This is a genomic window from Microbacterium sp. MYb66, assembly GCF_002979435.1.
Classification (GTDB): Bacteria; Actinomycetota; Actinomycetes; order Actinomycetales; family Microbacteriaceae; genus Microbacterium.
Window position 1 is genome coordinate 48923 of sequence record NZ_PCOV01000011.1, and the last position, 19126, is coordinate 68048.

At 69.8% G+C, this 19126-nt stretch carries 18 protein-coding genes; 12 read left to right on the forward strand and 6 right to left on the reverse strand.

All coding sequences use genetic code 11. The features are described 5' to 3' along the window. Positions 1-41: 41 nt before the first annotated feature. Positions 42-1412: a glutamate decarboxylase gene (locus tag CQ045_RS16815; RefSeq protein WP_105725811.1), complete on the forward strand. Its 1371-nt coding sequence runs from the start codon at positions 42-44 to the stop codon at positions 1410-1412. A gap of 39 nt (positions 1413-1451) precedes the next feature. On the opposite strand, the gene CQ045_RS16820 is transcribed toward CQ045_RS16815, so the two are convergent. Next, the gene (locus CQ045_RS16820) at positions 1452-2177 is read right to left on the reverse strand and encodes an aminoglycoside 3'-phosphotransferase (RefSeq protein WP_181156621.1); all 726 of its coding nucleotides are present in this window, start codon (positions 2175-2177) and stop codon (positions 1452-1454) included. Positions 2178-2319: 142 nt separating this feature from the next. Between CQ045_RS16820 and CQ045_RS16825 the strand changes: the two genes are divergently transcribed. Together CQ045_RS16825 and CQ045_RS16830 are read left to right on the forward strand one after the other, a co-directional pair. After that, positions 2320-3078, forward strand: coding sequence for an SDR family NAD(P)-dependent oxidoreductase (locus tag CQ045_RS16825; RefSeq protein ID WP_105725815.1), 759 nt, complete (start codon positions 2320-2322; stop codon positions 3076-3078). Positions 3079-3133: 55 nt separating this feature from the next. Next, positions 3134-3964 (forward strand): NAD(P)-dependent oxidoreductase, encoded by an 831-nt coding sequence (locus CQ045_RS16830; protein WP_105725817.1) that lies wholly within the window; start codon positions 3134-3136, stop codon positions 3962-3964. Positions 3965-4128: 164 nt separating this feature from the next. On the opposite strand, the gene CQ045_RS16835 is transcribed toward CQ045_RS16830, so the two are convergent. The 5 genes from CQ045_RS16835 to CQ045_RS16855 all read right to left on the reverse strand — a co-directional run bounded on the left by CQ045_RS16835 (position 4129) and on the right by CQ045_RS16855 (position 7748). Beyond that, complete coding sequence (locus CQ045_RS16835; RefSeq protein ID WP_105725819.1) at positions 4129-4878, reverse strand: sulfite exporter TauE/SafE family protein; 750 nt, start codon at positions 4876-4878, stop codon at positions 4129-4131. After that, positions 4875-5462, reverse strand: coding sequence for an ankyrin repeat domain-containing protein (locus tag CQ045_RS16840; RefSeq protein ID WP_258131131.1), 588 nt, complete (start codon positions 5460-5462; stop codon positions 4875-4877). Before CQ045_RS16840 ends, CQ045_RS16835 begins: the two co-directional genes overlap by 4 nt. 191 nt (positions 5463-5653) lie before the next feature. Next, on the reverse strand, positions 5654-6292 hold the full coding sequence (locus tag CQ045_RS16845) for a bifunctional 4-hydroxy-2-oxoglutarate aldolase/2-dehydro-3-deoxy-phosphogluconate aldolase (RefSeq protein WP_105725823.1): 639 nt from the start codon (positions 6290-6292) through the stop codon (positions 5654-5656). 89 nt (positions 6293-6381) lie between these two features. Then, a complete protein-coding gene (locus CQ045_RS19085) occupies positions 6382-6939 on the reverse strand; it encodes a ribosomal protein L7/L12 (protein ID WP_258131132.1) in 558 nt (185 codons plus the stop codon). Positions 6940-6986: 47 nt separating this feature from the next. Beyond that, positions 6987-7748 carry a GntR family transcriptional regulator gene (locus CQ045_RS16855; protein ID WP_105725825.1) on the reverse strand — a complete coding sequence of 254 codons (762 nt, stop codon included), beginning with the start codon at positions 7746-7748 and terminating at the stop codon, positions 6987-6989. A 171-nt stretch (positions 7749-7919) separates the two neighbouring features. Between CQ045_RS16855 and CQ045_RS16860 the strand changes: the two genes are divergently transcribed. From CQ045_RS16860 to CQ045_RS16900, 9 genes are all read left to right on the forward strand, one after another. Beyond that, positions 7920-8621, forward strand: coding sequence for an MgtC/SapB family protein (locus CQ045_RS16860; RefSeq protein WP_105725827.1), 702 nt, complete (start codon positions 7920-7922; stop codon positions 8619-8621). A gap of 71 nt (positions 8622-8692) precedes the next feature. Continuing rightward, positions 8693-9601, forward strand: a complete 909-nt coding sequence (locus tag CQ045_RS16865) for a sugar phosphate isomerase/epimerase (RefSeq protein ID WP_219844449.1) — start codon at positions 8693-8695, stop codon at positions 9599-9601. Continuing rightward, positions 9598-10761 (forward strand): Gfo/Idh/MocA family protein, encoded by a 1164-nt coding sequence (locus tag CQ045_RS16870; RefSeq protein ID WP_105725829.1) that lies wholly within the window; start codon positions 9598-9600, stop codon positions 10759-10761. Before CQ045_RS16865 ends, CQ045_RS16870 begins: the two co-directional genes overlap by 4 nt. 62 nt (positions 10762-10823) lie before the next feature. Then, positions 10824-12233: an extracellular solute-binding protein gene (locus tag CQ045_RS16875; protein WP_105725831.1), complete on the forward strand. Its 1410-nt coding sequence runs from the start codon at positions 10824-10826 to the stop codon at positions 12231-12233. A gap of 2 nt (positions 12234-12235) precedes the next feature. Further along, positions 12236-13186 carry a carbohydrate ABC transporter permease gene (locus tag CQ045_RS16880; protein ID WP_258131133.1) on the forward strand — a complete coding sequence of 317 codons (951 nt, stop codon included), beginning with the start codon at positions 12236-12238 and terminating at the stop codon, positions 13184-13186. Continuing rightward, entirely contained in the window at positions 13183-14037 is an 855-nt protein-coding gene (locus CQ045_RS16885) for a carbohydrate ABC transporter permease (RefSeq protein ID WP_219844450.1), read from the forward strand. Before CQ045_RS16880 ends, CQ045_RS16885 begins: the two co-directional genes overlap by 4 nt. Then, entirely contained in the window at positions 14037-15110 is a 1074-nt protein-coding gene (locus tag CQ045_RS16890) for an ABC transporter ATP-binding protein (RefSeq protein WP_105725836.1), read from the forward strand. Before CQ045_RS16885 ends, CQ045_RS16890 begins: the two co-directional genes overlap by 1 nt. Continuing rightward, positions 15110-16366, forward strand: coding sequence for a CehA/McbA family metallohydrolase (locus CQ045_RS16895; RefSeq protein ID WP_105725838.1), 1257 nt, complete (start codon positions 15110-15112; stop codon positions 16364-16366). The genes CQ045_RS16890 and CQ045_RS16895 overlap by 1 nt, the downstream gene beginning before the upstream one ends. 46 nt (positions 16367-16412) lie before the next feature. Then, entirely contained in the window at positions 16413-19100 is a 2688-nt protein-coding gene (locus CQ045_RS16900) for an alpha-mannosidase (RefSeq protein WP_105725840.1), read from the forward strand. Positions 19101-19126 lie beyond the last annotated feature (26 nt).

Sequence of the window (19126 nt, forward strand, 5' to 3'; positions counted from 1 at the left end):
CGGCACGGCAGCGAGGCCGCATCCGTGGAAAGGTCCCGAGCATGAGCACACCCTCTTCCGACTACGAGCCGATGTTCACCAGGCCCGGTGAGGCGACGGTCGCTCCCCGCCACGCCATCCCGCCGCAGGGGACGCTGCCCGCGACGGCGAAGCAGATCGTCGAGGACGAGACGATCCTCGACGGCAATGCGCGGCTGAACCTCGCGACGTTCGTCAGCACCTGGATGGATGACGAGGCCAAGCAGGTGTACACCGCGTCGTTCGACAAGAACATGATCGACAAGGACGAGTATCCGCAGACCGCCGCGATCGAGGACAACTGCTGGCACATGCTGGCGAACCTCTGGAACGCCCCGGATGCCGCGAACAGCATCGGCACCTCGACGATCGGCTCCTCGGAGGCGTGCATGCTGGGTGGCCTCGCGTTCAAGCGGCGGTGGCAGCAGGCGAGACGTGCCGCGGGGAAGGAAGCCGCCACGCCGAACCTCGTGATGTCCGCCGCGGTCCAGGTCTGCTGGGAGAAGTTCTGCAACTACTTCGACGTCGAGCCCCGCTACGTGCCCATCAGTGCGGACCACAAGACGCTCGACGGGCACGACCTGGCGAAGTACGTCGACGAGAACACGATCGGGGTCGTCGCGATCATGGGTGTGACGTACACGGGGATGTACGAGCCGGTAGAGGCGATCGCCGCGGCCCTCGACGAGATCCAGAAGAGCACCGGTCTCGACATCCCGATCCATATCGACGGAGCGTCTGGAGCGATGATCGCGCCATTCCTGCAGCCCGACCTCGTCTGGGACTTCCGCCTCGAGCGGGTGCACTCGATCAGCACCTCCGGGCACAAATACGGTCTCGTGTACCCCGGGCTCGGCTGGATCGTCTGGCGGGACGCGCAGTGGCTGCCGGAGGACCTGGTGTTCAAGGTCAGCTACCTCGGCGGCGAGATGCCCACGTTCGCCCTGAACTTCTCGCGCCCGGGAGCGCAGGTGCTGCTCCAGTACTACCTGTTCCTGCGGCTGGGATTCGAGGGGTACCGGGCCGTGCAGCAGGCTTCACAGGACGTCGCGAAGTTCCTCTCGGCCGGCATCGCGAAGCTCGACGCGTTCGAGCTCTGGAACGACGGCAGCGACATCCCCGTCTTCGCCTGGCGACTCAAGGACGGTCATACGAAGAACTGGACGCTCTACCATCTGCAGGATCGTCTGCGGATGCGCGGCTGGCTCGTTCCGGCGTATCCGATGCCGGCCGACCTCGAGCAGATCACCGTGCAGCGGATCGTCGTGCGCAACGGACTGAGCATGGATCTGGCGTCGGAGCTTTTGGATGCGATCGCGGCGGAGGTCGCACACCTCGACGCGCTCACCGCACCTATGCCGGACGACCACCCCGACTCCGCCTTCCACCACTAGGAGCGTTGCGACGTCCGTACCCGGATCGGATCGGCTCGCTCAGGTCTCGTTCCAGAGCCTCCGGTAGTACTCGAGGCGTTCCCGGTCGGGCTCGATGCCGTAGGCGGCGATGAGGGTGTCCTCCCACCCGGGCCCGAAGTTCCACAGCGTGCTCATCGAGGCCACGGCGATGTCGGCCCACCGGTCGGCGACGCCGAGGGCCGCGAGATCGACGAACCCGACCGGTCGTCCGTCGTCGTCGAGCAGCGTGTTCGGCATGCAGGCGTCACCGTGGCAGACGACGAGACGGTCGGTCGGCGGAGCCTCGTGCAGTTCGTCCGGTACCCGCGTCCCGCGCTCCGCCGCGTTCGCGATCCGCCAGGCGGTGCTCCATTCCCAGGGGCACTCCGCCACGGGCAGGGCGTCGTGCAGCGTGCGCAGCGCCTGTCCCACCGCACGCACGGCCAGCTCCGGCTCGTCCGCCCAGCGAGGATCGACCGCGCTCCGGGCATCGAGCGCCACCGTCACGAGCCATTCGTGCGCGGCATCCTGTCCCTGTTCGAGCACTTCGGGAACCGTGATCCACTGGTGCGCCCAGCGCATCCGCTCCGCCTCGTCGCGCATGTTCGCCTCGTCGTCGAGCGGTCCCCATTTGATGTAGCGCCGGTCGTCGGTGCGGAACGTCAAGCCGCCGAGGCCGTTGCGCCAGACCGGGGTCAGGGCGGCGCCGCGTGCGAGCTCCCGCACCCGCGCAGGAACGTCGATGGACAGGTCGGGGATGCTCACGCCTCCATCCTGCCCGACGAGCGCAGCCCCAGGGCCGGACCGCTCGGACCCGCGCGCGTCATCCGCAGGGACGGTGTCACGTAGGCTGAGACTGCGTTCCATCACAGCATGCCGCACGACGACGTTCGAAGGAGAACATCAGATGCAGATCAGCGGACAGGGTGCACTCATCACCGGAGGCGCCTCGGGCCTCGGACTCGCCACCGCGCGCCGACTCGTCGCCGCGGGAGCCCACGTCACGATCATCGACCTCGCCTCGTCGAAGGGAGCGGACGTCGCCACCGAGCTCGGCGGACTCTTCGTCGCCGCCGACGTCACGAGCGCCGAAGAGGTGCAGGCCGCCGTCGCCGCGGCCCAGTCCGCCGCGCCGCTGCGCGTGGTCGTGAACTGCGCCGGCATCGCACCGCCCGCCAAGGTGCTCGACCGCGAGGGCAATCCCGCCGTGCTCGCGGACTTCGAGCGGGTGGTGCGCATCAACCTCGTCGGCACCTTCAACGTCATCTCGCAGGCCTCGGCCGCGATCGCCAAGAACGAGCCCCACGACGAAGAGCGCGGCGTCATCGTGAACACCGCGAGCGTCGCCGCGTTCGACGGGCAGATCGGCCAGCCCGCCTACGCCGCGTCCAAGGGCGGCGTGCACGCCATGACGCTTCCCGTGGCCCGCGAGCTCGCCCGCTACGGCATCCGGGTCTGCACGATCGCACCCGGGATCATGGAGACCCCGATGCTGATGGGGCTTCCGCAGGAGGCGCAGGACTCGCTCGGCCAGCAGGTGCCGTTCCCTGCGCGCCTGGGCCGCCCCGACGAGTACGCCGCCCTCGTGCAGCAGATCGTCGAGAACGGCTATCTCAACGGCGAGACGATCCGCCTCGACGGCGCGATCCGCATGGCCCCGCGCTGAGCCCACAGCGACCCGAACCGGCGAACAGACTCGCGAACGGAACCAAGGAGAACCCATGTCACTGGCAGGAAAGACCATCCTGATGTCGGGCGGCAGCCGCGGCATCGGCCTCGCGATCGCGCTGCGGGCGGCCGCGGACGGTGCGAACATCGCGATGCTCGCGAAGACGGACACCCCGCATCCCAAGCTCGAGGGCACGATCCACACCGCCGCCGAGCAGATCCGCGCCGCCGGCGGACAGGCGCTGCCGATCGTCGGCGACGTGCGTGAAGACGACGACATCACCGAAGCGGTCATGAAGACGCAGGGCGAGTTCGGCGGCATCGACATCGTCATCAACAACGCCAGCGTGATCGACCTGTCGCGCTCGCTCGATCTGGGTGCGAAGAAGTACGACCTGATGCAGGACGTGAACGTGCGCGGCACCTTCATGCTGTCGCGTGCGGCGGTGCCGATCCTCAAGGATGCCGAGAACCCGCACATCCTCTCGCTCTCGCCGCCTCTCAACCCGACGCCGAAATGGCTCGGCGCGCACACCGGCTACACGCTCGCCAAGTTCGGCATGACCCTCGCGACGCTCGGTCTCGCGGCGGAGTTCGCACGCGACGGGATCGCCGCGAACACGCTGTGGCCGCGCACCACGATCGCGACCGCGGCCGTGCAGAACCTCCTCGGCGGCGACAAGGTCATGGCCGCGAGCCGCACGCCCGACATCTACGCGGACGCCGCCTACGCGGTGCTCCTCAAGCCCGCGGCGTCGTACACGGGGCAGAGCCTGATCGTGGAAGACGTGCTCGAGGCCGACGGAGTGACCGACTTCTCGGGCTACGCCGCGATTCCCGGCACCCCCGACAGCGCGCTGTTCCCGGACATCTTCCTCGACTGAGGGCGCGGGTTGTCCACGCCGTCCGCACCGGCGGCTTGGCTGAGGGGTCACGACACGCCCTATCGCGCGAGCCGCGTGCGGCGTGTTTTGACCCCTCAGCGTAGGGTGTGTGCGCGGGTACGGGAGGTGGGCGCGGGCGTGGGTGGGAGAGGGATCGGGGGAGCTCAGAACAGCAGGTACACCGCGCCGAGGATCGTGAGCCCGATCACGACGCGGTCGAACACGCGCTGGTTCATCCGCCGGGCGACCCGCATCCCCGTGAGCGCCCCGATCACCACGAGGGGGGCGAGCACGGCATCCATCAGCAGCACCGGCGCCTGGAACAGCCCGAGGCCGGCGAGGAACGGCACCTTCACCACGTTGATGATCGCGAAGAACCATGCGGAGGTGCCGAGGAACACCTGCACCGGAGTGCGGGTGGCCAGGAAGTACATCGAAATGACCGGGCCGCCCGCATTGGCCACCATGGTCGTGAACCCGCCGAGCGTACCGTAGGTGCCCGCGAGCACGATGCCGCCGGATGCCGGGGGCGCGGCATCCGCTCTGCTCTGCCGCCACCGCCGCCACAGTGTCACGGCGATCATCAGCAGCAGGATCACGCCGATCGCGCGGCGCACCGTTCCGTCACCGGCGAGCGCGAGGAACGCGAACCCGACGAGGAGCCCCGCGATGACCGCCGGTGCGAGGCGCAGCAGCGTCGGCCAGTGCGCGTGGCGTCGGTAGGCGATCAGCGCGAACACGTCGCCGACCATCAGCAGCAGCAGGGTCGCGGCCGTGGAGGTGCGCGCCGGCAGGACCGCCGCGAACAGGGCGATCGCGAGGATGCTGCCGCCGGGCAGCGCCGTCTTCGAGATCCCGATCGCCACCGCCGCGACGGCGAGTGCCGTCCAGGCCCAGGGGTCGAGCGCGATCACCGTCGCAGCTCGGCGACGACGGCGTCGTATCCGCGACCCGCTGCGAGGTCGACCGGAAGCACGCCGTCGCCGTCGGGGATGCGGATGTCCGCCCCACCGTCGATGAGCGCCCTGACCACGTCGACGTAGCGGGAGGAGCCGTCGCCGAGCACGATCGCCTCGTGCAGCGCCGTCCAGCCCAGGTTGTTGACGTGGTCGGGGTCGACGCCCGCCTCGAGCAGGATCCCGACGGTCGAGAGGAGTCCGCGTTCGGCGGCGGGGATCAGCGCCGTGCCGCCGAAGCGATTCGTGCTCGCGAGGTCGGCGCCGTGCTCGAGCGTCAGGCGCAGGATCTCGTCGTGCCCGCGCGCACCCGCGTACAGGTAGGCGGAGTCCTGGATATCGTCCTTCGCGTTCACGTCCGCGCCGGCCTCGATCAGGGTCCGCGCCGCATCGACGTGGTTCGCCTTGGTCGCGGCGACCAGGGCGGTCATGCCGCCGCTGCCCCGCGCGTCGATCTCCGCGCCGGCGTCGAGCGCGGCCGCCACTCCCTCGGCGTCGCCGGACTCCGCGGCGGCGATCAGGTTCCGGGTGGCCTCGGTCATGGCGACCTCCTGTGTCTGTGCGGTGGATGTCTGTGCGGGCGATGAAGGGGCGTGCGAGGAGGGTCGTGCGGCGCAGCCCGCCGCGGTCAGCAAGGCTGCCGTGAGGGCGGCGGTGATCAGCATCCCTCGCGTGCGCATGCGTCTGGTATACCAAACGACGCTGGGTGCCGCGCCCGATCAGGAGCGCTCGATCAGCTCCGGGTCGCGGCGAGGGCCTGGGTGAACCGCGCGGCGCGCTGCTCGAGGTCGGCCCAGTCGGAGGCCTTGATCGAGGCGCCGTTCGCGAGGTCTCCGCCGGCTCCGACCGCGACGGCGCCGGCCGCGAACCAGGCGGACAGGTTCTCAGGGCTCACACCGCCGGTGGGCATCAGCGGTGCGTCCGGGAAGGGGCCCCGCAGCGCGCCGAGGTAGGACGGGCCGCCGAGCGACGCCGGGAAGATCTTGACGACGTCGACGCCGAGCTCGAGCGCGCTCATCACCTCGGTCGGGGTCATCGCGCCGGTCATCACCACGCGGCCGGTGTCGAGCATGGTGCGGGTGAGGTCGGGGAGGGTGCCGGGGCTGACGAGGAACTCCGCCCCCGCATCCGCTGCCTGTGCCGCCTGCGCCGCGTTCGTCACGGTGCCGGCGCCGATGTACGCGGCATCCCCGTGGCGTGCGATGAGTTCCCGGATCACGGCGGGGGCGTCGGGAGTGGAGAAGGTCACTTCGATGCCGGTGACCCCGCCGCGGATGATGGCCTCGGAGGCCTCCAATGCCAGCTCGGGGGAGGGGGCGCGCAGGACGGCGAGGATGCCGGTTGTGCGGGCGCGGTCGAGACGGTCGGGCATGGGGCTCCTTTGAACGAGGGACGCTCCCATTCTCCCCCGGGCGCAGCTCTGCCGACGTGCGGGGCTGTCCGGATGCGCGAGCCGGAGGTTCAGCGCCGGCCGGGAACCCAGGCCTCGATCAGGTCCTTCGACTCCTTCAGTCCGAGACCGGTGTGCTCGCGGAGCTGCTTGATGGCGACGATCTTCGCGCCGTCGGCGACGAGCTTGTCGATGTCGGAGGCCACGGATGCCGGCAGCGACGCGCGGACCGAGGAGAGGGTCGGCGCGGACGGCGTGATCGAGGAATGCACGGCCGTGGCGTTCGACACGGCTGCGAGGTGCGGTGCGGTCGTGCTCACCGACCAGTGGTCGATGCGGTCCTTCGCCTCCTTCAGCCCGACCCGGGTGCGATCGCGGTAGAGCTTGATGGCGTGGATCTTCTGTCCTGCTCCGACGAGCCGGTCGATCTCGGCGACGACGTCGGGGGTCAGCCCGGAGGCCGGCGTCGACGCCGAGGAGGCGGGCGCCGAGCGCGGTGTCGCGGCCGTCGGTACGAAGACCTGCGGCTCCGGCAGCTTCGGCCGCATTCCGCGCAGTGCGACGGCCAGGATCGCGACGACGACGATCAGGCCGACGACGATCCCGATGATCCACAGCACGTCATCCATGGGGTCAGTCTACGGAGGCGGCATCCGCCGCCCCAGGGGTTTCAGGGCTACTTGGCGACGAGCGTGGTCTCGAAGCGATAGAGATCGGGCCGGTAGCAGTGATGTCCGTACTCGATCGCCGCGCCGGACTGATCGAACGAGATGCGCTCCATCGTCAGCAGCGGTCCGCCGGCTTCGATCTCGAGCAGCCCCGGCTCGTCGGCCTCCGCGCGCCGGGCGCCGATCTTCTGCTTGGCGACCCGGATGGCGACGCCTCGCGCACGCAGCACCTGATAGAGGCCGCGCGACTCGAGCTGCTCCGAGGAGATGTCCGCGAACTCGCGCGGCAGGTAGTTCTCCAGCACGGCGACAGGGACGCCGTCGGTGCTCCGGCGGCGCCGCAGATGCAGGACATCGGTGCCGGGGGAGAGGGCCAGGGCCGCCGCAACCTCTTCCGAGGCCGGGATGACCTCGTGGGTGAGCACCTGCGTGCCCGGCTCGTGGTGGGCGCTCTGCAGGTCTTCGAACAGGCTGGTGAGCTCGACCTGGCGGGTGACGGAGCCCTGCACGACCTGGGTGCCGATGCCTCGGCGTCGCACGAGGAGTCCCTTGTCGACGAGCTCCTGGATCGCGCGCCGGATGGTGGGCCGCGAGAGACCCAGCTGCTCGGCGATCGACACCTCGTTCTCGAGGCGGGCGCCGGCCGGGATGGCGCCGGATTGGATCGCGCTCTGCAGGCGGGTGGAGACCTGGAAGTACAGCGGAACCGGGCCCGTGCGGTCGATGTCCGCGAAGAGATCGTTCGGCCATGGGGTGACGAGATCGGCCATGGTGCTCCGCTTTCTGTGAGGGAGTCATATTGTAGCGACAATCATACGATCGCCTCCATCCCCCTCTTTTCGGGGGATCTCGCCCGGCGAGGCGCGGCAAGGCGGGTCTCGGATGCGGTCTCCCCGCCGCGGATGCTTAAAGTGCTATTGTGCTGACATGAGGGACGAGGCGTGAGCTACGTGTGGGATCCGCACCTGCTCGTCGAGCTCGGGCTGCTCGCACTGGCGTTCGTCTTGTCCCTGGCCGTCGGCGTCGAGCGCTCCCGCAAGCTCAAGAGCGCAGGTCTGCGCACGCACGTCCTCGTCGGGATCGGCTCCGCGATCTTCACGCTGATCTCGGCGTACGGGTTCGAGGGGGTGCTGGGTCCGGACGTGGCGGTCGACCCCTCCCGCATCGCGGCGCAGGTGGTGTCCGGGATCGGGTTCCTCGGCGCCGGCGTGATCTTCGTGCGGAACAACGCCGTGTCGGGTCTGACGTCGGCGGCGACGATCTGGGTGGTGGCCGCCATCGGCATGGCGTGCGGGGCGAACATGCCCCTCCTGGCGATCGCCGGCACCGGGCTGCACCTGCTCACGGTGGGCCCCCTGTCCCGCGTGCGCGACCGTCTGCGCCCGGAGCCCGAGCGCCTGCGGGTGACCCTGCAGTACGAGGCCGATCGCGGCGCTCTCCGGGAGGTCCTCGCCGCGGCGGAGCGACGCGGCCTTCCCGCCACGCTCCTCGGCGCTGCGCGCATCCACGGCGACTCGGACATGCGCGCGACCCTCGAGTTCGCGGAGGCCTCGCCCGACATGCGCACGGAGCTGATCGACGTGATCGCGCGCCTCGAGGGTGTGAGATCGGTGGTCGTCCAGGGGTCGTCGGACGACGATTGATGCATATGTAATTACCTGCTAACATTTCCACGGGCCTCCGGTCCGACCGTTCAATGGAGAAAGGAAATCGAGTGATCCGTATCGCGAATGCGCCGGTGAGCTACGGAGTCTTCGAGCTGGCACGGCCGGATCTCGTCGCTCTCCCCGAGGGGGAGGAACTCGCGCGCTGGATCAGCGAGGCCGGGTACCAGGGCATCGACCTCGGTCCGGTCGGACTCCTCGGCCGCGGCGACGAGCTCACGGATCGCCTGCAGCGTCACGGCCTCGAGCTCGCAGGCGGGTGGGTGGATCTGCCCTTCGCCGGTGACGACGACGACTTCGCCCGTGCGCTGGCCGACCTCGACGGCATCCTCGACGTGTTCGTCGCAGCTGCGGACACCGGCCCCGCCCTGGCTCCACTGCCCACGCTCGCCGACTCCGGCAGCGCCGAGCGCAAGGCGCGACCCGGCGGCGCTCCCGAGCTCACGCTCCGCGGCGACGACTGGGCCCGGTTCGCCGACCGCGTGAACATCGCGACCGCCCGCGTGCGTGCCCGCGGTCTCGAGCCCACGTTCCACCACCACGCGTGCACCTACGTCGAGACCCCCGACGAGGTCGATGCGCTGCTCACGTCGACCGATGTCGGACTCACCTTCGACTCCGGGCACCTCCTCATCGGAGGCGGCGACCCGCTGCCCGACTTCCGCCGGTGGCGCGACCGCATCAACCACCTGCACCTGAAGGATGCGCGCACCCAGATCCTGCGCGAGGCGCTGCAGACCGACGACCCGATGCGCTCGGTGTGGGAGAAGCGCGTCTTCGTGCCCCTGGGCGAGGGCGATCTCGCCGTCGCCGAGCTCGTCGACGAGATCATCGGCAGCGGATACGACGGCTGGCTCATCGTCGAGCAGGATGTGGTGCCCCGCTCCACCGACGAGGTCGAGCAGGCGAAGACCGAGCAGATCGCCAACCGCGAGGCCCTCCGGACGTGGTTCGCATGAGCGTCACACGCGTCGCCGTCATCGGACTGGGAGCCATCAGCCAGAGCGTGCACCTGCCGCTGCTGCGCAGGAACGCCGAGAGCTTCGAGATCGCCGCCCTCGTCGACCTCTCCGCCGAGCGCACCGCCGACATGGCCGCTCGCTACGGTGTCGCCGACGAGCGCCGGTTCTCCTCGGTCGACGCCCTCGTCGCCGCGAAGGACGAGGGGGCGCTCGCGATCGACGCCGCCATCCTCGCCACCACGGGCTCCCACGCCGGCGACACGCTGCGCCTGGTGCGGGCCGGCATCAGGGTCCTCGCCGAGAAGCCCCTCGCCTACTCGCTCGCCGAGCTCGACGCGCTCACCGCCCATGCCGCAGAGGCGGGGATCGATCTGCGCGACTGGGTGCGCGTCGGCTACATGAAGGAGTACGACCTCGCGTCCCGGCACGCGAAGCAGCTCCTCGCCGACGTCGACCTTCGCGCGGTCAGCGTGCAGGTGATGCATCCCCTGGACGGCTCCCAGCTGGAGTACGCCCGTCTCGCCGCGCGCACCGACGACGTCTCCCGCGACACCCTCGCGCCGCTCATCGACGCCACCGCCGCGATCGTCGACTCCGCCGTCGGCTCCGACCTCCCCGCGGACCTGCGCACGCTCTACACGAACGTCGTGCTGGGATCGATCGTCCACGACGTCGGACTGCTCCGCATGCTGGTCGGCGGTCTGGGCGAGGTCGACTTCGCCCAGCACTGGGGACCGAAGATGCCGGGCTCGGTGCACCTGCGCGGCGCCCTCGCGCGCGACGAGACACCGTGGACCCTCGACTGGCACTACATCGACGGGTACCCCGACTACCAGGAGACCGTCACCTTCCATCACGAGACCGGATCGATCGAGCTCGTCTTCGGAGTGCCGTACGTGACGAATCTCCCCACGATCCTCCGCGTGACCGAGAGTCACCCGGAGCTGGGCATCCGCGTGAGCGAATCGCGATGGATGCAGCAAGAGGCTTTCGAGAACGAACTGTTCGCGCTGGCGGCACTGGTCCGCGGCGAGCGTCCCGAAGGGGCGAGCGTCGAGGAATCGATCGCCGACGTGCGCGTCGGGCAGCGGATGATCCGCTCGCTCGCGCTCTCGAAGGGCTTCACGCTCGACCCGAGCGTCGAAGCCGCGCAGTAGTTCACCCACACCGAGACCGGGCGGCATCCGCTCGGCGATCAGCGACACAGAAAGGTCCAGAAATGGTCACGAATGGAAAGCGCCGCCTGCTTGCGGCGTTCGCCCTCACCACTGTCGGTGCGGTCGTCCTGGCCGGCTGCTCCGGAGGATCGGAGCCGGAGGCCGAGGAGGAGACCGGGCCGGTCACCCTCACCCTGACGACCAACTCCATCACCGGCGGCAAGAACAGCGCCGAGGCGGACTGGATCGCCGACTGGGTCATCCCCGAGTTCGAGAAGGCCATGGACGCGGACGGCAAGGACGTCACCGTGGAGTTCCAGCCGCAGGGCGTGGACGACGAGGACTACAAGACGAAGATCGCCCTCGACCTGCAGTCCGGCAAGGGTGCCGACATCATCGGCATGGACGGCATCTGGGTCGGCGAGTTCGCCGAGGCGGGCTACATCAAGCCGCTCGCCGAGGTCGGCGGCAAGGCCGTCGACGACTGGGACGGCTGGGCGCAGATCCCGGATGCCGTGCAGAACGCCCTCTCGTTCGACGGCGACCGCTACGGGGTGCCGCAGGGCGCCGACGGCCGGGTGCTCTACTACAACAAGGATCTCTTCGCTCAGGCGGGGCTCGACGAGGACTGGGCTCCGGAGAGCTGGGACGACATCCTCGACGCGTCGCGCGACCTGAAGAAGCTCGACGGCGTCACCCCGATCCAGCTCAACGCCGGCACGGCGATGGGCGAGGCGACCACCATGCAGGGGCTGCTGCCCGTGCTGGTCGGCACCGGCGAGCAGGTCTACGAGGACGGCAAGTGGATCGGCGCCACCGACGGCATGGAGAAGGCGCTCGACCTGTACGAGACCATCTACGTCGACGAGGGCCTCGGCGACCCGGTCCTGCAGCAGGAGGCCTCGGGACGCGACACCTCGTTCCAGCTCTTCGCAGAGGGCAAGATCGGCATCCTCCTCGAGGGCGACTACTTCTGGCGCTCGGTGATCAACCCCGCCGAGGGTGTCGGAACGGCTCCCATGGCCGACCGCGACACCACCGTCGGCTACGCCAAGATCCCGGCGATCGAGCCGGGCAAGGGCATCAACGACCAGGACTACGTCTCGATGTCGGGCGGCACCGGTCGTGTGCTCAACCCCAACTCGAAGCACGCCGAGATGGCGTGGGAGCTGCTCGCGTTCATGAACTCGCCCGAGGCGTACGAGGCGCGTGCCGCAGGCACACTCTCGATCTCGCCGCGCAACGACGTGAACGAGAAGCTGCTCTCCTCCGACCCGATGCTGACCTTCGTCAGCGAAGAGGTGCTGCCGATCACGGCCTACCGTCCGGGACTCGCGGCCTACCCGCAGGTGTCGGTGCTGCTCCAGCAGGCCACGCTCGATGTCGCCACCGGAACCTCGGTCGATGACGCACTGAAGACCTACGTCCGTGGTCTCGAAGGCGTCGTGGGTCCGGACGCGATCTCCGAGTGACCATGACGCAAGCAACGATGCCGGCGGGGAGCACCACCGCTCCCCGCCGGCGCCGCGCGGAGGATGTCGCGGGTCTCGGTCGGGCCAGGGCCACGCTCTTCGCGGCGCCCGGTCTGCTGCTGATCGGCCTGTTCCTCCTCTTCCCGGCGATCTGGACCGTCTACCTCGGGATGACCAACTACCGGCTGACCGGCTTCGCCGCCGCCAACCCGGAGTTCGTCGGCCTGGACAACTTCGCCACCGCTCTCAACGATCCGCGGTTCTGGAACTCGCTGTGGCTCACGCTCGTCTTCGTCCTCGTCTCGGGGATCATCGGGCAGACGATCCTCGGCTTCGCCCTCGCCTGGATGCTGCGCAACGTCCGTGCCGGGGTGAAGACCTTCGTCGAGACGCTCGTGCTCGCCGCCTGGGTCATCCCCGCCTCGGTCGCCTCGTTCCTCTGGCTCGCGCTCCTGGATCGGCGCACCGGCACCCTGAACTCCCTCCTCGGCACCGAGGGCGCGGCGTGGCTGATCGAGCACCCGATGGAGTGCATCATCATCTTCAACATCTGGGTCGGGACCGCGTTCTCGATGCAGCTGTTCTCGTCGGCGATCAGCGCCGTGCCCCCGTCGCAGCTCGAGAGCGCCCGCATGGTCGGAGCCAACACGTGGCAGCAGCTGCGCGACGTCATCCTGCCCAACATCAAGGGCCACCTGCTGACCAACACCCTGCTGATCACGCTGTGGACGTTCAACACCTTCACGCCCTACCTGCTCACCGCGGGCGGGCCGAACGGTCAGACCGACATCCTGTCGGTGTACATCTACCAGACCGCCATCCCCGGCGGGCAGCTGGGCCTCGGTGCGGCGATCTCGCTCATCATGCTCCTCATCAACCTCGTGATCGCGCTCATGTACACGCGCGTCTCGCGAGGGAAGAGCACCAAGAAGAAGAAGAAGGTGACCTCATGATGGCCACCATCAAGACGGTCGTGCGCGACCGCTCGGTGACCCACTTCGTCTCGCGGATCCTGTTCACGGTCGTGCTCGTCATCGTGTCGCTGTTCTTCGCGCTGCCGATGGTGTGGCTGATCCTGGCCCCGTTCGATGCGACGCCGTCGCTGACGGTGTCGTGGCCGGACTGGACGCTGGACAACTTCGCGCGGCTGGTCGAGAACCCCTACGCGATGAAGTCGATCCTCAACTCGCTCATCCTCGGCGTCGGAACCATGGCGCTCGTGATCGTCCTCGGCGCCCTCGCGTCGTATGCGATGAGCCGGATCAGCATCCCCGGCCGCGACGGCATCCTCTACGGCCTGCTGCTGCTCTCGTCTATCGTCACGGGGACGGCGGCCATGGTGCCGACGTTCCAGCTGATCAACCAGCTGCAGCTGATCAACACGCATGTCGGCGTCATCCTGGTGCTGGCGGGCGGGATCCTGCCGACGGTGATCTTCATCCTCAAGGACTTCATGGACTCGATCCCGAAGTCCTACGAGGAGTCCGCGCGGCTGTACGGCGCCGGCCCGTTCCGCATCCTCAAGGACATCGTGGTGCCGATCGCCCGCCCGGGTCTCGCATTCATCGCGATCTGGACGATCGTGCAGGTCTGGGGCAACTTCCTCGTTCCGTTCCTGCTGCTGCGGACGCCCGACATGCAGCCGGCCGCCGTGCTCATGTACACCTTCTACACCGAGAGCGGCCAGGCCGACCTCCGGCTGATCTCGGCGTTCTCGCTGGTGTTCTCGGTGCCCGTCCTTCTCATCTACTTCTTTGTGAACCGTCGCTACGGTTTCCGCTTCCACGGAGGGATCAAGTCCTGATGGCCGCCATCATTGCAACAGAACTCGTCAAGGAGTACCCCGGCGGGGTGCGAGGCGTCGACAGCGTCGACGTCGAGATCGCGGACGGCGAGTTCTTCGCGCTCCTCGGTCCGTCCGGCTGCGGGAAGACCACGCTGCTGCGGTCGATCGCAGGGCTGGAGAGCATCACCTCCGGCAAGCTCACGATCGGCGAGAAGGACGTCACGAACGCCGAGCCGGGTGAGCGCGGTGTGGCGATGGTCTTCCAGGACTACGCCCTGTTCCCGCACATGGACGTGGGCGACAACATCGCCTACCCGCTGCGGATCCGGCGCGTGGGGAAGACCGAGCGTCGCACCACGGCCGAGTCGGTCGCGAACGGGCTGTCGCTGAACGGACTCATCGAGCGCCGTCCGGGTCAGCTCTCCGGCGGTCAGCAGCAGCGCGTGGCCCTCGCCCGCGCCGTCGCGACCCGTCCCGACGTGCTGCTGCTCGACGAGCCGCTGTCGAACCTCGACGCCCGCCTGCGTCTCGAGGCGCGGACGTTCCTCAAGGAGCTGCAGCGCGACCTCGGCGTCACGACGGTGTTCGTCACCCACGACCAGGCCGAGGCGCTCGCGCTCGCCGACCGGATCGCGGTCATGAAGTCCGGCAAGCTCCAGCAGATCGGCTCGCCGCGCGAGATCTTCCACCGCCCGAACAACACGTTCGTCGCGGGGTTCATCGGCTCGGTGCCGATGAACCTGCTGGAGACCGCGGTATCGGCAGGAAGCGTCCGGATCGGCGAGGGCGACGTGCCCGTCCCGGCCGAGGCCGCCTCCTCGGTGCGCGAGGGGCAGACCGTGATCTGGGGCATCCGTCCCGAGTACCTGCGCTGGTCGACCGAGCCGGTCGAGGGTGGCATCGCGGCCGAGGTCGTCGTGACCGAGACTCTGGGTGCCACGAGCCTGGTGCTCGTGAGCACCGGAGAGCACAAGCTGCAGGTCGTCGTCCCCGAAGAGCAGGAGCCGGCGCCGGGCGACCGCGGCTGGATCGTCCCGCAGCTCAACCGCGTCCTGCTGTTCGACGCCGAGAGCACCGAGCGGATCGGCTGATGAGCACCATCCGCACCACCCTGCACCTCACGCACGAGATCCAGAACGCCGACCGCTACGTGCGGGTGCCGTTCGACGTGCCGGCGGGCACCGACTCGCTCGAGGTGCGCATCTCCTACGACGGCGAGGCGGCGGTGATCGACCTCGGCTGCGAGGGCGCCGCAGGGTGGCGCGGATGGTCCGGCGGTGCGCGGACCGCCTACGTGATCCGCACCGACGACGCCACGCCCGGGTACCTGCCCGGCCGCCCCGAGGAGGGCGAGTGGTACGTGATCCTGGGCGTGCACCGGCTGAGCGCCGGGGGTGCGGACGTCACGATCGAGATCCTCCTCCCTGCGGAGTCCGGGATCGACCACGGTCCGGTCGCCGCCCCCGTGACCGGGGTCCCTCGGGGGAGCACGAGGAACCTGCCGGCGCCCGCGGGCCTGCGCTGGTTCGCCGGCGACTTCCACGCGCACACCCTCCACTCGGACGGCCGCGAGAGCATCTCGGGCCTGGCCGCACTGGGCGCGAGAGCGGGGCTCGACTTCCTCGCCGTCACCGACCACAACACCACCAGCCACCACGCGCACCTCCCCGGGGTCGGAGCGCAGCACGCCATCACGCTGCTCCCCGGGCAGGAGGTGACCACGCACCGCGGTCACGCCAACGCCTTCGGCGACATCGGCTGGATCGACTTCCGCCGCCCCGCCCAGGAGTGGGTGGACGAGGTCGAGCGCCGCGGCGGCGTCCTCAGCGTGAACCACCCGATCTCGGGCGACTGCTCGTGGCTGCATCCGCTGGAGCGCACCCCTCGGGCGATCGAACTGTGGCACTCGACCTGGTACCGCGAGCTCATCGCGACGTCGCCGCTCGCCTTCCACGAGCGGTGGGACAAGGATGCCGTGCTCCTCGGCGGCGCCGACTTCCACATGCAGAGCCAGGGCATCGGCCCGGGCACCCCGACCACCTGGGTCGCGGCGGAGGATGACTCTCCCGAGGCGCTCCTCGCCGGAGTCGCCGCCGGACGCACCGCCATCATGGGCGGGGTGACCGTTCGCGACGGCCTCAGCACGCCGGATCTCTTCACCGCTCCCGTGCTCCTGCGCATCGACGACGAGCTGCTCGCCATCGATGCCGACGGCCTGATCCTCGTCGACGGCGCCGGCGAGCGCCGTTCGGTGCACGGCGATCGCGTCGCGTTCCCGGCCGAGCGCTCCGCCGGCCCCCACTACCTGCTGCACCCCGACCGCAGCATCGCCGCCCTGTGCGCCTGAGCGGCCGCATCCCCCACCTTCCCCAGAGAATCAGGAGTCCCCGCCCGTGACCAGTGAGATCGTCGTCGTCCCCCACACCCACTGGGACCGCGAATGGTACGAGCCGCACGATGTCTTCCGCCTGCGCCTGGTGCACATGCTCGACCGGCTGATCGGCATCCTCGAGGCGGAGCCGGAGTACCGGTTCACGCTCGACGGGCAGGCCGCGGCGATCGAGGACTACCTCGAGATGCGCCCGGACATGCGCGACCGGGTCGTGGCGCTGGTCGAGCGGGAGCAGCTCAGCGTGGGCCCGTTCCTCATCCTCCTCGACGAGTTCGGCTGCGACGGCGAGACGATCATCCGCAACCTCGAGCTCGGCCGCGCCGCGAGCGCACGTCTCGGACGGACCATGCCCGTCGGCTACCTGCCCGACATGTTCGGCCACGCGGCCCAGATGCCGCAGATCCTGGCCGGCTTCGGCATCCGCCACAGCGCCCTCTGGCGCGGCGTCCCGGCCGACGTCGCCGAGCACGCCTTCGCCTGGGTCGCCCCCAACGGCGATGCCGTGCGGTGCGAGTACCTCTTCGACGGCTACGGCAACGGCCTCGACATGTTCGCCCTGCCGGGACAGCTTCCCGAGCTCGCCCCCGACTACGCCGCCCGCACTGCCTCCTGGTACGGCGACGACCCGGTGCTCGCGATGCTGGGCACCGACCACTCCGCACCGCCCGAGGACCTCGCCGAGGTCATCCGCGACTATGACGCGGGAGGGCGCGAGCCGCACCTGTCGATCGCGACGCTCGACGGGCACCTCTCCCGCTATGCGACGGATGCCCCAGCGCTCGCCGCCCTCCCGCAGGTGCGCGGAGAGATGCGCTCGCACGCCCGCGGCAACCTCCTCCCCGGGGTCTTCTCGATCCGCACGAACCTCAAGCGCGAGATGGCCCGCTCCGAGCAGGCGCTCACCGCTGCGGAGCGCCTCGACCTGATGTACGGCACCCGCGACCACCGGTCCTTCTTCGACACCGCCTGGTACCGCATCGTGGAGAGCACCGCGCACGACTCCGTGACCGGATGCGGCGTCGACGCGACGGCCGAGCAGGTCGGCACGCGCATCCACACCGCGGGGCACATCGCCCGCGGCGTGATCGACACCGTGCTCCGCGACGTCTCGGCGGCGGTCTCGCCCGCGCAGCACCTCGTGTTCAACCCGTCGGGCTTCGCACGGCGCGCACAGGTCGAGGTGACCCTGCACGGTGTCGACGCCGGCGCCCTCTCCGCGGGCGTGCAGCTGCTCGACCCGCTGACGACCGTTCTCGGCGACGAGCGGATGCGCACGGCAGACCTGCCGAAGATCCTCCGCCGCATCCACGGTCGCGAGCTCTTCGGTCAGCAGATCAACGGATACGAGTGGGGCGAGCGGTCGCTGCGCTTCCAGGTCGCCGAGAGCCCCGAGGGCGTGTGGGACCTGGCGGCCTTCACCGTGGAGCTCGAGGAGCGCGTCGCCGCCGATGCCGCGGGCGACGACGTCTGGCACGTCGAGACCATCGCCGACCCCCGGCACCGGGCGCTCCTGGCCGTCGACGTCGACGGGCTCGCGCTCGCCGCGGTCGGCGAGACCACGGCACCGGCATCCGCCGACCCGGTCACCGTGACGACCGGCTCGCTGTCCAACCGGGCGCTGACCGCGACCGTGAACGCCGACGGCACCGTCCGCATCGACGGCGCGGACGGCTCGTCGGTCGACGGCGCGCTCGCTCTCGTCGACGACGGCGACTGCGGCGACTCGTACAACTACGGCCCGGTCGATGCGGCATCCGCCGTCTCCGCGCCGTCGTCGGTCGAGGTGACCGTGCTCGAGGAGGGTCCGCTGCGCGGCCGCATCCGCATCCGCCGGGTCTACGACCTGCCGGAGCGCCTGGACGCGGACCGTCGGCGCTCGACCGCGACGGTGCCGCTGGTGACCGAGACCACGATCGAGCTGCGCGAGGGCGAGGGCTTCCTGCGCGTCGGGATCGACTACGTGAACACCGCCTCCGACCACCGGCTCCGGGTGCTGGTGCCCACAGGCGGGACGGGGCTCGACTCCTCCCGCAGCGCCGGGCAGTACGGCACGACCGTGCGCGGACGCGAGGCCGAGGGCGGCTGGGGCGAGTTCCCGCTTCCCACGTACCCGGCGTACCGCTTCGCCGCCGCGGGCTCGACGGCGGTGCTGGTGCAGAAGCTGTCCGAGTACGAGCTGGTGTCGACGGCGGACGCTCCGGATGCTCTCGCGGTCACGCTGTCGCGGTCGGTCGGGATGATGAGCGTGAACGTGCACCCGCTGCGCGACGAGCCGGCCGGCTCCGAGATCCCCGTCCCCGGTGCGCAGTACCTGGGAGTCGCCGTGCACACCGACCTGGCGGTCCTGGTCGGCGCGGACGATGCGACCGCGGTGCGCGCCGCCGACCTCTTCCGGCACGACCCGCTCGTGGTCCGGGGTTCGGGCGAGGCCGACGGTCCGCTGCCCGAGGCCGCGTTCCCCGTCCGGCTCTCGGGCGATGTCGTGCTGGAGTCGGCTCGACGCGTCGGGACCGCCGCGGAGCTCCGGTTCGTCAACTACCTGGCCGAGGAGCGCGATCTGGAGTTCGCGTCGCCCGGCGACTGGACGCGGGTCGACCTGGCGGGCGAGGCGCAGGACGGCGCCTTCGACGCGGCGGCTGCCGGCGTGGTCGGCGGCGGGATGCTCAGCATCCGGCGTGCGATCGACTGATCTCGGCAAGAAGGCTACTAAGTGCT

Bases quoted from the DNA above. Each gene is read 5' to 3' on its own strand.
- CQ045_RS16815 (WP_105725811.1), top strand. From the start codon at position 42: ATGAGCACACCCTCTTCCGACTACGAGCCGATGTTCACCAGGCCCGGT.
- CQ045_RS16825 (WP_105725815.1), top strand. From the start codon at position 2,320: ATGCAGATCAGCGGACAGGGTGCACTCATCACCGGAGGCGCCTCGGGC.
- CQ045_RS16830 (WP_105725817.1), top strand. From the start codon at position 3,134: ATGTCACTGGCAGGAAAGACCATCCTGATGTCGGGCGGCAGCCGCGGC.
- CQ045_RS16840 (WP_258131131.1), bottom strand. From the start codon at position 5,462: ATGACCGAGGCCACCCGGAACCTGATCGCCGCCGCGGAGTCCGGCGAC.
- CQ045_RS16845 (WP_105725823.1), bottom strand. From the start codon at position 6,292: ATGCCCGACCGTCTCGACCGCGCCCGCACAACCGGCATCCTCGCCGTC.
- CQ045_RS19085 (WP_258131132.1), bottom strand. From the start codon at position 6,939: ATGGATGACGTGCTGTGGATCATCGGGATCGTCGTCGGCCTGATCGTC.
- CQ045_RS16855 (WP_105725825.1), bottom strand. From the start codon at position 7,748: ATGGCCGATCTCGTCACCCCATGGCCGAACGATCTCTTCGCGGACATC.
- CQ045_RS16870 (WP_105725829.1), top strand. From the start codon at position 9,598: ATGAGCGTCACACGCGTCGCCGTCATCGGACTGGGAGCCATCAGCCAG.
- CQ045_RS16875 (WP_105725831.1), top strand. From the start codon at position 10,824: ATGGTCACGAATGGAAAGCGCCGCCTGCTTGCGGCGTTCGCCCTCACC.
- CQ045_RS16880 (WP_258131133.1), top strand. From the start codon at position 12,236: ATGACGCAAGCAACGATGCCGGCGGGGAGCACCACCGCTCCCCGCCGG.
- CQ045_RS16885 (WP_219844450.1), top strand. From the start codon at position 13,183: ATGATGGCCACCATCAAGACGGTCGTGCGCGACCGCTCGGTGACCCAC.
- CQ045_RS16890 (WP_105725836.1), top strand. From the start codon at position 14,037: ATGGCCGCCATCATTGCAACAGAACTCGTCAAGGAGTACCCCGGCGGG.
- CQ045_RS16895 (WP_105725838.1), top strand. From the start codon at position 15,110: ATGAGCACCATCCGCACCACCCTGCACCTCACGCACGAGATCCAGAAC.